Origin of the sequence: Streptomyces genisteinicus, assembly GCF_014489615.1 — a bacterium.
Taxonomy (GTDB): domain Bacteria; phylum Actinomycetota; class Actinomycetes; order Streptomycetales; family Streptomycetaceae; genus Streptomyces; species Streptomyces genisteinicus.
Genome location: NZ_CP060825.1, coordinates 726564 through 740924, shown reverse-complemented (window position 1 = coordinate 740924; position 14361 = coordinate 726564). Strand labels below are relative to the sequence as shown.

The following is a 14361-nucleotide window of genomic DNA, read 5'->3' as shown; positions in this document are numbered from 1 at the left end:
GGGAGCGACGCCGGCGTCGGCAACGTCACCCGCACCGGTACGGCGGAGCATCGGCACAGGGGCCGGTCCCGGGCATCACGCCCGGGACCGGCCCCTGATGCGTGCCCGAGGCGCGGGCCCGCCCGGCGCCGTCAGGCGCCGTGCGGCCGTGCGGTGTGTGCGGGACGGCCCGTGTCGCCGAGCAGCCGTACGAACATGCCCAGCGCGCACGCCTGGATCAGCACCGCCGCCACCAGCGCCGGATAGAGGAACGCCGCGGACTCCGCGACGCCCTCGCCGAAGAGGGTGCCCAGGGCCATCAGTCCGAAGATCGACGGCGCGGCCAGCAGGAACAGCCAGATCCCTGCCATCGAGGCGTCGTCGTGGTGGACGAACGCGGTGTCGACGGCGACGAAGACGGCCGCCGCGGCGACCAGCCCCAGATAGATCCGGGAGGCGAGGTTGCCGAAGGTCAGTCGTGCGAGCGCGGTCAGTCGGGCGTTCATGGCCTTCTCCCCCATGGTCGTGGTGCCTTCCATGGTGCGCCCGTCCGGGTGGACGCGCCTGAGTACGGCTACTCAGGCGCCTCCCTGCCCGTGCCCCTGCCCGTGCTCAGCCCTGCCCGACGGCCGCCCGCGCCTGCTCCGTGCCGCCGGCGACCGGCTCCGGGACCGGCTCGTGGCGGGTCACCTCGGCGCCCGGGGCGGAGGCGTGCCGCGCCGCGTAGGCGATCACCGCCGCCCCGCCGGACAGCAGCGCGACCGTGGTCAGGGCCGCCGGGAGGGAGAACCAGTCGGCGAGGAAGCCGATCGCGGGCGGGCCGAGCAGCATCCCGCCGTAGCCGAGCGTGGACGCCGCCGCGACACCGGCGGGTCCGGCGAGGGCGCCCGCCCTGCCGACGGCCACCGGGAAGATGTTGGCGAGCCCGAGACCGGCGACGGCGAACCCGGCGAGGGCCGCCCACACCGTGGGAGCGAGCGCGCCCAGCAGCATGCCCGCCGCGGCGGTGGCGCCGCCCAGGACGAGGGTGCGGGTCTGGCCCAGCCGCTCCAGCAGCAGCGTGCCGCTGAGCCGGCCGGCGGTCATCGCCAGGGCGAAGAGCGAGTAGCCCGCGGCGGCGACACCGGGGTGGGCGTGGAGGTCCTGCTCCAGGTGCAGTGCGCTCCAGTCGGCCATCGCCCCTTCCCCGTACGCGGTGCACAGGGCGATCACGCCGAAGAGCAGCACCAGCCTGCGGGTGCGGCCGGTGAGCCGGGCCGGTGCGGGGGCGGCGCCGGACGGCGTCCCGGGGGCGCGCGTCCGGTGGGCCAGCAGCGCCGGGCCCGCGAGCGCGGTGACACCGAGGCCGACGGCGGTCAGCGCCATCAGGTGGACGGTGGGCGACAGGCCGCCGGCCACGAGGCCGCCGAGCCCGGCGCCGAGCATGCCGCCGAGGCTGAACGCCGCGTGGAAGCCGGGCATCACGGGCCGCCGGAGCGCCGCGACCAGGTCGACCGCCGCACTGTTCATCGCCACGTTGATGCCGCCGTAGGCCGCCCCGAAGACCAGCAGCACCAGTCCGAGGGCGAGCGCCGAGTGGGTCAGCGGGGGCAGCGCCATGCTCAGCGAGAGCAGGACCGCGCTCACCACCGTCACGGCCGGGCTGCCGTAGCGGCGGCACAGCCGGCCGGTGAGGGTCATGGTGACGACGGCGCCGGCGGAGACGCCGAGCAGGGCGAGACCGAGGTCGCTGGCGGAGGCGCCGGTCTGCTGCTTGATCGCGGGGATGCGGACGACCCAGCCGGCGAAGAGGAAGCCGTCGAGGGCGAAGAAGACGGTGAGGGCGGTGCGGACGCGGGACAGGGAGGAGGAGGCGGTGTTTCCGCCGGGACCCCCCGGAACGGCCGTCCGTAGTTTGTTTAGAAGCGGCACAAACTCAGAATAGGGCCTGAGGCCCTTCGGGTACAAGGCGGCCGACGGGCCTGGCGGATCATGGGAGACTCGCCCTCATGAACGGCAAGGCGACGACCACCCGGACGAGACTGGAGAGGGGCCGCAGCGCGCTCGGCCCCGCCCTGGAACTGGTTCACACCGGCCGTGCACCCACGCGCGCGGTCCTCACGGCCGAACTGGGCGTCACCCGCGCCACCGCCGGTGCCGTCGCCGCCGAACTCGAAGCGCTCGGACTCATCCGCGTCGACTCGCGGCCCGGAGCCGCCGCCGGATCACAGGGCCGCCCCTCCCATCGGCTCGCGGTCGACGAGCACGGCCCCGTCGTGCTCGCCGCACAGGTCCACCCCGACGGCTTCCGGGCCTCGCTCGTCGGCCTCGGCGGCCGGACCGTCGCCACCGCCCCCGGCAGCACCACCGTCCAGGCCGACCCGGCACAGGTGCTCGGCGAGGTCGTCGCCGCCGGAGCCGAGCTGCTGCGCGCCAGTGGCCGGCGCTGCCTCGGCGCGGGCCTCGCCGTGCCGTCGGCCGTGGCCGAACCGGAGGGCACGGCCCTCAACCCGCTGCACCTCGCCTGGCCGGCCGGCGCCCCGGTGCGCGACATCTTCGCCGCGCAGGTTGCCGCCGCCGGCATCACCGGCCCCGCCTTCACCGGCAACGACGTCAATCTCGCCGCCCTGGCCGAGCACCGCCACGGGGCCGGACGCGGTGCCCAGGACCTGCTGTGCGTCGCCACCGGGCACCGGGGCGTCGGCGGCGCGCTCGTCCTCGACGGGCGCCTGCACAGCGGCAGTTCCGGGCTGGCGCTGGAGGTCGGCCACCTCACGGTCAGCCCCGAGGGCCGGCCCTGCCACTGCGGCAGCCGCGGCTGCCTCGACGTCGAGGCCGACCCGCTGGCCTTCCTCACCGCCGCCGGGCGCGAGCCGGGCCCCGAGGTCTCCCTCCTCCAGCAGGCCCGCGACATGCTGCGCGCCGAGTACGCCGACCCGGGCGTGCGCACCGCCGCCGAGCAGCTGATCGACCGCCTCGGCCTCGGGCTCGCCGGCCTGGTGAACATCCTCAACCCGGACCGCATCATCCTGGGCGGCCTCCACCGCGAGCTGCTGGAGGCCGACCCGGAGCGCCTGCGGGCCGTCGTCGCCGACCGCAGCCTGTGGGGACGCAGCGGGGGAGTGCCGATCCTGCCGTGCACCCTCGACCACAACAGCCTGGTCGGGGCGGCCGAGCTGGCCTGGCAGCCGGTCCTCGACGACCCGCTGGCCGCCCTCGCCTGACCGGCTCCCGGCCCGCCCGTGCCCCGGCGCGGGCCACCCGTCCGGCGCAGCGGCGGCGGAACGCGGGGCCCGCACCGGGTAGTCGAGGCCGTATGAGCGAGACACCGTCCGGCCCGCGGCGCAGGCAGCGGTTCGACGAGCTGCACCGCAGGATGGCCGAGTCACCGGCCGGACTCGCGTGGAACCGGGGCCGGGAGATGGAGCTGATGCACCGGGCGATGGGATTCGCCGCGCTCGGCTTCCTCACCCTCGTCCCGCTGCTCGTCGTCGTCGCGGCCGCCGACCCGGTCAGCGCCCAGGGCTTCGCGCGCTGGCTCGTCCAGGCCCTCGGCGTCTCGAAGGAGTCCCAGCAGGAGGTCGAGGAACTGTTCGGCATGCCCGGACAGGCGCTCCAGCGCACCACCGCCTTCGGTCTGGCCGCCCTGGCCGTCTTCGGGCTGACCTTCGGGTCCGCGGTCCAGACCGGCTACGAGAAGGTGTGGGACCTGCCCACCGCACGCTGGCACACCATGTGGCGCCATGTGGTGTGGCTGGCGCTGCTGATCCTCTTCCTCATGACGTTCGTCAACACCCCGGAGCCGGGCTCGGCCCTGGTGTCGGCGGTGACCGCGGCCGCCGACCTGATCGGCACCTTCCTGTTCTTCTGGGCCTCGCAACGGCTGCTGCTGGGCGGCCGGGTGCGCTGGCGGGCCCTGCTGCCCGGCGCGGTGCTGACCGCGCTCGCCATGCTGGGCCTGCGGGTCTTCTCGCAGCTCGTCTTCTCGCCGCTGATCGCCTCGAACGCGGTGACCTACGGCCCGTTCGGCACGGTGCTCGTCGTCCAGTCGTGGCTCGTCGGCGTCGGTGTCGTGGTCTACGGCGGGGCGATCGCCGGCCGGATCGTCCACGAGACGCGGACCCGCCGCCGCCTGGAACGCGCTCTCTCCGAGCACACCCTGTGACCCGCCCGCCGGACGGGCACTCTCACCAGTGCCGTCCGCGCCGCAGGGCCGTCCGTCCGGGCGCCGAGACGTGGAGCACCCGGTAGCGCTCGCCCGCGGCCCGGGGCGCGCCGTGCTCCCAGAGGGTCAGCTCCATCAGCTCCCAGCGGCACGGATCGACGGCGAGGGCGGCGCAGAGAACGCCGTCGAGCCCCGCGAGCCGCTCGGTCTCCGCCACCGCACCTGCCACGGCGTCCCGCGGGGACACCTCGGCGGGTATGCGCGTGGTGCGGCGTACCGCGGTGTGTGCGGGGGCGGCCGCGGACGGTCCGTCGGCGAAGGCGAGCCCTGTCCAGTTCCGCACCTCGGGGCGGCCGAAGTCGTCCACGATGCCCTGGAATCCGGGCCCCCACAGGAAGGCGTTCATGCCCTCGGGATCGTTCCACAGGTAGAGCGGCGCGTACTGGTTCACCGGGGAGCCATCGCTGCGTTCACGGGTCAGGTAGGCCTTGAGGCCGAGGCCGGGGAAGTCGTCGAGGAGATGCCCGCGGGCGGCCACCCGCCGCCGGACGATCCCCATGTCGTAGTCGGCGGGGAGGGTGATCTCGTACTGCATGGCGTGCATGTCCGTCAGGCCTCCGGGGCGGGTTCGTCGTCGGGTGCGAGCAGCGCGAGCAGTCCCCGCACGGCGGTGTCGAAGGCCTCCGGCGATCCGCTCGCGCGGGCCAGCACGTAACCGCCCTGGACGGTCGCCGCCACGGCCGCGGCGGTGGCCTGCGGATCGAGCCCCGGCCGCAGCCCGCCCCCGGCCGTGCCCTCGGCGACGATCTCGGCGAGCCTGCCGCGCAGCCAGTCCAGGGTCTCGTCCACCGGCGCGCGCAGCGCCCTGTCGGCCGTCACGTCGGGATCCATCGTGAGCCGCCCGACGGGACAGCCGCGCAGCACGTCCCGCTCGCGCAGCAGATACGCCGCGATGCGCTCGTACGCCGTCCCCGGCCCGTCGAGCACGCCCGCCGCCGATGACCGCAGCTCGTCCGCGGTGCTGCGGATCGCGGCGAGGGCGAGCTCGGGCTTGCCGCTGAAGTGGTGGTACATGCTGCCCTGGCCCGCGCCGGCCAGCCGCTGGATGGCCCTGGGGCTGGTGCCCACGTAGCCCCGCTCCCACAGCAGTTCACGGGTGGCGGAGATCAGCCGTTCCGGAGTGCTCATGGCGGCACTGTACATACCAGTAGGTACAGAGGGGGGCGGTTTCCGGACGGCGCACAGGCCCGGACGTGGGGCGGCGGGCCGGAACGTGTCCGGCCCGCCGCTCCCGTCTCCCGTTGCCGGGTCGGCCGGCGACGGGTCAGCCGGCGACGGCCGACCTGGCGGTCGCCGCCCGCTCGATGACCACCTCGGGCAGCTTCGGCAGCGGGCCGGTCGTGGTCGCCCCGTACACGGCGGGGTAGGCGGACAGGGACACCACCGGCGGATCCGCCGGAAGGGTGAACCAGACGACCTTCCCCGCCCCGCCCCGCGGCCGCACGCCCCAGCTCTCGCTGACGGCGGCGATCAGGGCGAGACCGCGCCCGTGGGTGGAGGACGAGTCCGCGTCGAAGACGGTCGGAAGGCGCGGGTCGTGGTCCTGGACGGAGACCGTGAGCCGGTCGAGCAGCAGCTCGACGTCCACGGTGCACCTCTTGTCCGGCGACGCGTGCCGGTGGACATTGGTCAGCAGCTCGGTGACACCGAGCGCGGCATGGTCGATCAGAGGATCGAGATGCCAGTAGCGCAGTTGCGCAGAGATGATTCTGCGGACCTGACCGATCCGCGACGGCAGGGCCTGGAGCTCCACCGTGCAGTGCCTGCTGGGCTGGCTGATCACGGCTGCGACTCCCCGAAATAGTCCGGAAGAAGACGAGACAAGAGATCCAGCAGTCGGCCGCCTGCTGAACAGGCCGGCGGGGCTGGATCGCAGCGTGACCGCCGGTGAACCCTGAGTGATGTGGAACCAGCGTGGACCACGGCCGTCGGGCCCGCAACCGCGGCCTTCCGGCGCGCGCCCGTCAGGCCTTGCCGCCGCCCGCCCCGCGCACCGCGTCGAGGAAGCGCCCGGCGAGCAGCTTCGCGTCCGGCCTGCGGCCGCGCTGGCCCATCGTGAGGCGGTAGCGGCGGCCGTTCACCGTCGCCACGGTGCTGTCGTCCCCGGCGAACCACGGCCTGCCGGCCGTGACCGCGCGCACCGGCGCGCTGTCGATGATGCGGCCGTAACTGGTCAGCAGAGCCAGCCGGCCGTCCTTGATCCGCACCTGTCCGGCCCGGGTCAGCGAACGGGGCCAGCGCTCGATGCGCACGCCCGTGGCACTGAAGTCAGACTCCGCGGTCGACATGATGTCCGCCCCCCTTGCAGCGTTTCCAACAGGAAGTCTGCACATGCGGACCCCCGAGCGCCAGTACGCCTGGCGCACATCGGCCACAAGTCCCGCCTATGGATGCCCAAAGTGAACGTTTGCCCAGGTGAGGGGCTTACTGTTGGCTCAGGGGGCCGTACGGGACCTCTGGTGGCCCAGGCAAGGAACGGCACAGATGAGCACGAGTGAGAATCCGGTGACGGCACCCGGACCGCACCACGCGTCCGCCGGGCGCGCCGGCGGGGCGGACGGCGGGCGTCCGGTCGCCACCGTGGACGTCGACCGCAGCGACGCCCGCTACCGCAGCTGGCTGAAAGAAGCCGTCCGCAAGGTCCAGGCGGACGCCAACCGGTCCGCCGACACCCACCTGCTGCGCTTCCCGCTCCCCGACGACTGGGGCATCGACCTCTACCTCAAGGACGAGTCCACCCACCCCACGGGCAGCCTCAAGCACCGCCTCGCCCGCTCCCTGTTCCTGTACGGCCTGTGCAACGGATGGATCCGGCCGGGCAAGCCGGTCATCGAGGCGTCCAGCGGCTCCACCGCCGTCTCGGAGGCGTACTTCGCCAAGCTCATCGGCGTCCCCTTCGTCGCCGTCATGCCGCGCACCACGAGCCCCGAGAAGATCCGGCTCATCGAATTCCACGGCGGGCAGTGCCACTTCGTCGACGACCCGCGCGGCATGTACGAGGAGTCCGCGCTCCTGGCCGAACGCACCGGCGGCCACTACATGGACCAGTTCACCTACGCGGAACGCGCCACCGACTGGCGCGGCAACAACAACATCGCCGAGTCCGTGTACCAGCAGCTGCGTCTGGAGCGGTACCCCGAGCCCGCGTGGATCGTGGCGACCGCCGGCACCGGCGGCACGTCGGCCACCATCGCGCGCTACGTGCACTACATGCAGTTCGACACCCGGATCTGCGTCCCCGACCCGGAGAACTCCTGTTTCTTCGACGGCTGGACGCGCCACGACCCGGACGCCCGCAGCGACTGCGGCTCCCGCATCGAGGGCATCGGACGGCCCCGTATGGAGCCGAGCTTCGTGCCCGGCGCCATCGACCGGATGATGAAGGTCCCCGACGCGGCCAGCATCGCGGCGGTGCGGACCCTGGAGAAGGCCATCGGGCGCCGCGCGGGCGGCTCGACCGGCACCGGACTGTGGAGCGCCCTGAAGATCGTCGCCGAGATGCTCGGCAAGGGGGAGCGGGGCAGCGTCGTCACCCTGATCTGCGATCCGGGCGACCGCTACCTCGACAAGTACTACTCGGACACCTGGCTCGCCGACCAGGGGCTGGACATCCGTCCCTACACGACCGCGATCGAGGCCTTCCTCGACACGGGCGAGTGGCCCTGCTGAGACCGCCCCGCACCCCGGGGCGTCCGACGGCCCCGGCCCGGGTCAGCGGCCCCGGCTCCCGGAGCGGCCCGACAGCAGCCCGTCGAGGGCCGCGCCGAAGACCACCCGGCCGACGCTCGCCAGCAGGGGGTCCGCGGCGCGCGGCAGCCCCCGCACCCGCAGGTCCTCCACCCACAGCACCACCGAGCCGGCGGCCGACGGACGGACCTCGATCTCCGCCCACCCCGTCACCACCCGGCCGCGCTTCTCCAGCCGGCACACCCCGGGGCGGCCGGCGGCGGGCGGCTCCCAGCGGACGACCTCCATCGGGTCGTCGAACCCCAGCCCGCCCGCACCGGTACGGGCCACGAACACCGTCCCCACGCCCGCGGGTCCGGGCGTCGTCACCGAGACCGAGGTCAGCGGCACCCCGGCGGCGTGGGCCGGCCAGTCCGTCACACGCCGCCAGCACTCGGCCGCGGTCAGCTCCGTCGTACGCCCGATCCGGAAGACGGCCACCGGCTCAGCCCTCCCCGTCCGCTTCCCCGCCGGCCCCGCCGTCCCCGCTCCCGGCCCGTCCCGGCGGCCCGCCGTCCGCGCCGGGGGAGTCCTCGGCCGGCTCCCCGGCCACGACGAGCGCCGGAAGGTGCTCGGCGGCCTCGGCGCGAGCCGCCGCCGACAGCCCCGTGTCCGTCACCAGCGTGTCCACGTCGGCCAGCCCGGCGAACGAACTCAGCCCCACCGTGCCCCACTTGGTGTGATCGGCCACCACCACGACCCGCCGGGCGGCTCCCACCAGACGCCGGTTGGTCTCGGCCTCCGCCAGGTTGGGCGTCGACAGGCCCGCCTCGACCGAGATCCCGTGCACTCCGATGAAGAGCACGTCGAAGTGGAGGGCACGGATCGCCTGGTCGGCGACCGGGCCGACCAGCGCGTCCGACGGGGTGCGCACCCCGCCCGTCAGCACCACGGTCGCGGCCCCCGGGCGCGGGCCCGCCGCCCCCGGGCGCTGCGCCGCGTGGAACACGTCGGCCACCCGCAGGGAGTTGGTCACCACCGTCAGATCGGGCACGTCCAGCAGGCGGTGCGCCAGGGCGTACGTCGTGGTGCCGCCCGACAGGGCGATGGCACTGCCCGGCACCGCGAAGCGTGCCGCCGCCCGCGCGATGTCCTCCTTCGCCGTCGGCTCCAGCGACGACTTCGCCTCGAACCCCGGCTCGTGGGTGCTCGCCTCGACGACCGGAACGGCCCCGCCGTGGACCTTCTCCACCATGCCGAGGCGGGCCAGCGCGTCCAGATCGCGCCGCACCGTCATGTCGGACACGCCGAGCCGCCGGGTGAGCTCGTTGACCCGTACCCCGCCACGCCTGCGGACCTCGTCGAGGATCAGGGAGCGCCGCTGCTCCGCGAGGAGATTCTGGTTGTCCGTCACCGTCGGGCCGGCTCCTTCCGTGTCGACACCGTGGCCTCACGCACCGCGTCCGCTGACAAGTGCCCCATCCTCGCACGAACCTTCGGCCGCACCGAGGCGGGGAGATTCGGTGAGAGCCGTGCGGCGCGGGCCCCCGGTCCGGGATTCTGGACGGACGACGCCGCACCCACTCCCCGCCGCCGAACGGAAAGCGAGCCGCGCCCGTGAACCCTGCCCACCAGGCACCGTACGGCGAGGGACCCGCCCTCGAACTGCTCGTGCACGGCGTCGGCGGAGCCACCCCCGAGGAGATGCTCGGCGACCCGCGCACGGTGCGGATCACCGGCGACACCAAGGCGGCCGTGCACCGCCGCACCGACGACGCCGAGGCCGAACGCCACCCCGAGCGGTACACGGACCGGCCCGTGCCGGAGGCGTACTGCTGGTCCAACCTCACCTCGGGCAACGGCGCCCGGGCCCTGTGGCTGCTGCTCCTGCCGTTCATGGTCGCCAACCTGGCGCACTGGATGCGCCCGCGGGCCCGCGGCAGCCGGCGCACCACCCGCCTCTACGGCGTGCTGGTGCGGCTGATCGCGCTCAGCCTCACCGTGCTGCTCACGGCCGCGGCCTGCGCGGTCGCCCTCGACCTGGTCGCCTGGCAGTGCGCGGGCTCCGCCGGATGCGCGGGGGACCGGGCCTGGCTGGGCTTCCTCTCGGCCGACCGGGGCGGCTGGTGGTCGCAGCCCGGACGCCGTCTCGCGCTGGCGGCGGTGGTGCCCGCCGCGCTGGTCACCCTGCTCTGGTACCTCTCCAACCGCACCTGGAGCGCGTACGAGTCGCAGCGTCCGCCGACCGGCGAGGAGGGCTTCCCGCCCGACGACGCGGACGACGACGACCTCGACGAGGAGGCGTGCGCCCCCACCCCGGACGCCGTGCCGCCCGGCGGTGCGGCGGAACCGGAGCGCCCGCAGGTCGTGCGGCCGGCGCTCGGCCGTCCCGGGTTCTGGTACGGGCGACGGCTCGTGGCCCGGCTCCGCGCCGCGCACACCGCGGCGGGATTCCTGACCGTGGCCGCCGCGGTGACCGTCCCCGCGGTCCGCCACGACCAGGAGTCCCCGGACACGCTGCCCGCGGTCCTCGGCGCGCTGCTGGCGGCGGCCCTGGTCCTCGCCGCCTCGGCCGTGGTGTGGGTGGTGCTGCGCAGGGGCCGCAGCGAGCGGCGCGCCGACGCCCGCGCCGACCGCGTCGCCGTGCGCGTGCTCCCCGGCGCCGCGGTGGGCCTGCTCCTGCTGGGCGCGGTGTACGCCTCCTGGTCGCGGGACGCCTGGGCGTCCTCGGGCGGCCTCCCCGGCGAGGCCGCGGCCTTCCGCGCGATCACCCTCGTACAGGGCGGCCTGGTCGTCGCGCTCGCCGTGGCCGCCGCGGTGCTGCACCGCAGGGCCCGCCATCCGCGCGCCGCCCTGCGGGGACTCGGCGGGCCGGCCGTCGCGATGCTCGCCTGCGCCCTCGGCGGGGTGATGACCGGCGGGGTGGCCCAGCGGGTCGGAGACTGGCTCGACGGCCCCGGCACCCCCGGCATGGGCCCGCACGCCACCATCACCGGCCCGCCCGTACTGCTCAGCTGGCAGGCCTCCGTCATCCCCGTGCTGCTGGTCCTCCTGCTGCTGCCCGCGCTCTTCCTGACGGCGCGGACCTGGCGTGCCGCGCGCCGTCTCGCCCCCGTCGTGGAGAGCGAGTACGGCGAGGACCGGCCGGACGAGGTGCGCACCCGGCGCATCGCCGGCACCCGTGCGCGCGCCCGGCTCACGGACGACGCCCCCGTCCTCGTAGGCGTCCTCGCGGGCGCCACCCTGCTGCTCGGCGCGGGCGCCGTCGCCGGGGCCTGGATCAGCGGGGAGGTGCCGGGGCGGGCGTTCGCCGGGGCCGGCCCCTTCGTGGAGTCCGTCGCGGACACCGCGCAGGCGCTCGGGTCCTGGCTCGTCGGGTTCGGCTTCATACTCTTCGTCACGCTGGGGCGGCGCGCCTACCGGGACGCCTCGGCCCGGCGCACCATCGGCATCCTGTGGGACGTCGGCACGTACTGGCCGCGCGCCGCCCATCCGTTCGCCCCGCCCTGCTACGCCGAGCGGGCCGTCCCCGACCTCACCTGGCGCATCTGCACATGGACGGCCCGCACCGGCGGACGGCTCGTCATCTCCGGCCACTCGCAGGGCAGCGTGCTGGCGGCGTCGGCCGTGTGGCAGCTGCCGGCCGCCACCCGCCGCCGGGTGGCGCTGCTGACGTACGGCTCGCCGCTGGAGCGGCTCTACGGACGCTGGTTCCCGGCGTACTTCGGGGCGGCCGCGCTGCGGGACCTGCGCCGCGACATCGACTGCTGGCGCAACCTGTGGCGGCAGACCGACCCGATCGGCGGGCCGCTGATGATCCCGGCCGAGGGCCGCCACCCCGACGTGGACCGCGCCGCGCTCAAGGACCCGGTGGTCTACGGCCGTTCGGCGAGCCATCCGCTCCCCGAGCCGATACTCGGCCACTCCGGCTACCAGGCCGACCCGGCGTTCGCAGAGGAGCGCGCCCAGCTGCTGGCCCGGCTCGCCCGGGCGGTGCCCCGGCAGGTGCGGCCCGAGGCTCAGGACAGTTCGGGCAGGTCCTCCGCGTAGAGAAGGGTGAGGTCGTCGGTGCTGGTCTCGGGCAGTGCCGAGACCCGTACCGCGTGCCGCTCCACCATCGACTCGAACGTCTGGCGCGCGGTGCGGCCGTTGCCGAACGCGGGACCCTTGGGCAGCGCCGCGAAGTACTTCAGCAGCGCTTCCGCCGTGCCCTCGGACAGCCGGTACTCGTGCTCCTCGGCCTGCTGTCCGACGATCCGCAGCAGTTCCTCGGCCTCGTAGTCCCGGAAGGTGATGGTCCGTGAGAAGCGCGACGCCACACCGGGGTTGACGGTCAGGAAGCGGTCCATCTCGGCGGTGTAGCCGGCGACGATGACCACGACCGCGTCCCGGTGGTCCTCCATCAGCTTCACCAGGGTGTCGATCGCCTCCTTGCCGAAGTCCCGGCCGGAGTCCTCGGGGGACAGGGCGTACGCCTCGTCGATGAACAGCACCCCGCCGCGGGCGCGTTCGAACGCCTCCTGGGTGCGGATGGCCGTGGAGCCGATGTGCTCGCCCACCAGGTCCACCCGGGACACCTCCACGAGGTGGCCCCGCTCCAGCACCCCGAGCGAGGCGAGGATCTCGCCGTACAGCCGGGCCACCGTGGTCTTGCCGGTGCCGGGGGAGCCGGTGAAGACGAGATGGCGCCGCACCGACGCCGCCTTCAGTCCGGCCTCCTGCCGGCGCCGGCCCACCTCGATCATGTTCGTCAGCGTGCGGACCTCGCGCTTCACGCTGTCCAGGCCGACCAGCGCGTCCAGTTCACCGAGCACGGCGTCCGGGCTGCGGGCCGGCTCCCCGGCCGGTGCGGGTGCCGCGGCGGGCGCCGGAGCGGCCGGGCTCTGCACGGGGACGGCGGTGAGCAGGCCGGGGGAGACGGGCGCGGTCTGCACGGCGGGCACCCGCTCGGGGCCGGGGCGCAGCGTGCCGCTCTCGTCGCTCGTGCACTCCTCGACCAGCGGTCCGTCGTCCTCGCCGAACTCGTAGCCGCCGCGCGCGCACCGCTCGGTGCGGCAGCGGCTCAGTGTGGTGCGGCAGCCGTCCATCACGTGGAAGCCGTATCCGCCGCTGCCGGTGACCCGGCAGCCCCGGAACGTGCCCCGGCCCTCGGCCGACACGTAGAAGCCTGCCTCGGCCGGGCCGCTGACGGTGCAGCGCTCGATCAGGGGGTCGGCCCCCTTGGTGACGATCACCCCGGTCTGGGCGCCGTCGACGGTGCAGTTGGCCAGGGTGCCGCCGCTGCCGTGGTCGCGGAACCAGGCTCCGGTGGACACCTCCCGGATGCGGCAGTCGTCCAGCTGGGCGGTGGCGCCGTCGCTCACCGAGACCGCGGTGTTGCGGACCTGGGAGAGGTCGCTGTCGACGACGTCGGCGCGGGAACCGCGGTCGAGGACGAACAGCGCGTCGGGCACGTCGTGGATCCTGCAGGCGTCCAGCACGGCCGTGGCGCCGTCGCTCACCCAGACGGCCGGGTAGTCGCCGGTGCTGTCGTGGATCTCGCACTGGTTGGCGTCCACCCGGGTGCCCGGGTCCCAGACCGACAGGCCGTTGCGGCCGAAGCGGCGCACGGTGGAGCGGGTCAGGGTGAGCACCGAGCGGGAGCGCAGGTCGACCGCGTTCTCCGGGATGTCGTGGATGTCGCAGTCGGAGAGCGTCAGTACGGCGTCCGTGTCCAGGGTGACGCCGTCGGACGAGGTGCGGTGCACCGTCGAGTCCGTCAGGTGGGCCGCGGCGCGCGAAGTGACCTGCACCCCGGTGCCCTTGACCTCGTAGATCTCGCAGCCGAGCGCCTCCAGGCCGCTGCCCTCACCGGTCACCGACAGCCCGGCGCCCGAGGCGTGGTGCACCCGGCAGCGCTCCAGACGCGGGTGCGCGCCGCCGCGCACCGAGACACCGGACTGGCCGGCCGAGACGACCTCGCACTCCTCGAACACCCCGCCCGCGCCGTCCAGTACGGCGATGCCGACACCCGCCGGATTGTCGACGGTGCACCGCCGCACGGTGGGCCGGGAGGCGCCGCGCACCTCGATGCCGGCCGCGGAGCGGGTGACGATCCTCAGGTCGGCCAGCTCCGCCGTGCCGTCCTCGACCAGCAGCGCCGGGGCGGCCGAGTCCTGCCCCTCGATGTGCAGGTCCAGTACCGTCGCCGAGGCCCGCACGGTCAGCGGGACGCCGTCGGCGGGCGCGATCCGCACGGAACCGGCGGCCGACCCCTCGGGGCCGCGCAGCGTGACCGCCCGGCTGAGTACCAGGTTCTCGCGGTACGTCCCCGGGGCGACGGTGAGGACGTCGCCGTCGCCGGCGGCCTCCAGGGCGGCGGCGAGGGAGGCGTACTCACCTGTGCGGCGCCGCCACCGCGATGTGCCGGTGTGCGTCACCTGGACCGTGCCCTGTGCCATCGTGCTGCTCTGCCCCCACCTCGTGGTCCGTGCACCGCGGCGCCCGCGCGAGGACGCCCTCCTCGCCCCCGA

Annotated in this window: 13 protein-coding genes; 4 read left to right on the top strand and 9 right to left on the bottom strand. The window is 74.7% G+C overall.

Going from position 1 to position 14361, the window contains the following annotated elements; translation table 11 throughout:
• Nucleotides 1-131: 131 nt before the first annotated feature.
• Together IAG43_RS03205 and IAG43_RS03200 are read right to left on the bottom strand one after the other, a co-directional pair.
• Nucleotides 132-518: an SCO4225 family membrane protein gene (locus IAG43_RS03205; protein ID WP_246574054.1), complete on the bottom strand. Its 387-nt coding sequence runs from the start codon at nucleotides 516-518 to the stop codon at nucleotides 132-134.
• Nucleotides 519-591: 73 nt separating this feature from the next.
• Nucleotides 592-1890, bottom strand: a complete 1299-nt coding sequence (locus tag IAG43_RS03200; protein WP_187739229.1) for an MFS transporter — start codon at nucleotides 1888-1890, stop codon at nucleotides 592-594.
• A 77-nt stretch (nucleotides 1891-1967) separates the two neighbouring features.
• Here IAG43_RS03200 and IAG43_RS03195 point away from each other — a divergent pair, with 77 nt between their 5' ends.
• Nucleotides 1968-3182, top strand: a complete 1215-nt coding sequence (locus IAG43_RS03195) for an ROK family protein (protein WP_187739228.1) — start codon at nucleotides 1968-1970, stop codon at nucleotides 3180-3182.
• A gap of 92 nt (nucleotides 3183-3274) precedes the next feature.
• A complete protein-coding gene (locus IAG43_RS03190) occupies nucleotides 3275-4123 on the top strand; it encodes a YhjD/YihY/BrkB family envelope integrity protein (RefSeq protein ID WP_187739227.1) in 849 nt (282 codons plus the stop codon).
• Between the two features lie 22 nt (nucleotides 4124-4145).
• Here IAG43_RS03190 and IAG43_RS03185 read toward each other — a convergent pair whose 3' ends face one another.
• The 4 genes from IAG43_RS03185 to IAG43_RS03170 all read right to left on the bottom strand — a co-directional run bounded on the left by IAG43_RS03185 (nucleotide 4146) and on the right by IAG43_RS03170 (nucleotide 6471).
• On the bottom strand, nucleotides 4146-4727 hold the full coding sequence (locus IAG43_RS03185) for a DUF4865 family protein (protein WP_187739226.1): 582 nt from the start codon (nucleotides 4725-4727) through the stop codon (nucleotides 4146-4148).
• A 5-nt stretch (nucleotides 4728-4732) separates the two neighbouring features.
• Entirely contained in the window at nucleotides 4733-5311 is a 579-nt protein-coding gene (locus tag IAG43_RS03180) for a TetR/AcrR family transcriptional regulator (RefSeq protein ID WP_246574053.1), read from the bottom strand.
• Between the two features lie 136 nt (nucleotides 5312-5447).
• Nucleotides 5448-5966 carry an ATP-binding protein gene (locus IAG43_RS03175; protein WP_187739224.1) on the bottom strand — a complete coding sequence of 173 codons (519 nt, stop codon included), beginning with the start codon at nucleotides 5964-5966 and terminating at the stop codon, nucleotides 5448-5450.
• Between the two features lie 181 nt (nucleotides 5967-6147).
• Nucleotides 6148-6471 (bottom strand): hypothetical protein, encoded by a 324-nt coding sequence (locus IAG43_RS03170; RefSeq protein ID WP_187739223.1) that lies wholly within the window; start codon nucleotides 6469-6471, stop codon nucleotides 6148-6150.
• Between the two features lie 196 nt (nucleotides 6472-6667).
• On the opposite strand from IAG43_RS03170, the gene IAG43_RS03165 reads away from it, so the two are divergent.
• Nucleotides 6668-7852, top strand: coding sequence for a PLP-dependent cysteine synthase family protein (locus tag IAG43_RS03165; protein WP_246574052.1), 1185 nt, complete (start codon nucleotides 6668-6670; stop codon nucleotides 7850-7852).
• Nucleotides 7853-7894: 42 nt separating this feature from the next.
• Here the strand turns inward: IAG43_RS03165 and IAG43_RS03160 are convergent, their stop codons facing one another.
• A complete protein-coding gene (locus IAG43_RS03160) occupies nucleotides 7895-8350 on the bottom strand; it encodes an SRPBCC family protein (protein ID WP_187739222.1) in 456 nt (151 codons plus the stop codon).
• A 4-nt stretch (nucleotides 8351-8354) separates the two neighbouring features.
• Nucleotides 8355-9263, bottom strand: a complete 909-nt coding sequence (locus IAG43_RS03155) for a DeoR/GlpR family DNA-binding transcription regulator (RefSeq protein ID WP_187739221.1) — start codon at nucleotides 9261-9263, stop codon at nucleotides 8355-8357.
• A 203-nt stretch (nucleotides 9264-9466) separates the two neighbouring features.
• Between IAG43_RS03155 and IAG43_RS03150 the strand changes: the two genes are divergently transcribed.
• Complete coding sequence (locus IAG43_RS03150) at nucleotides 9467-11899, top strand: hypothetical protein (protein WP_187739220.1); 2433 nt, start codon at nucleotides 9467-9469, stop codon at nucleotides 11897-11899.
• Here IAG43_RS03150 and IAG43_RS03145 read toward each other — a convergent pair.
• The gene (locus IAG43_RS03145) at nucleotides 11869-14289 is read right to left on the bottom strand and encodes a right-handed parallel beta-helix repeat-containing protein (protein WP_187739219.1); all 2421 of its coding nucleotides are present in this window, start codon (nucleotides 14287-14289) and stop codon (nucleotides 11869-11871) included. The genes IAG43_RS03150 and IAG43_RS03145 overlap by 31 nt on opposite strands.
• Nucleotides 14290-14361 lie beyond the last annotated feature (72 nt).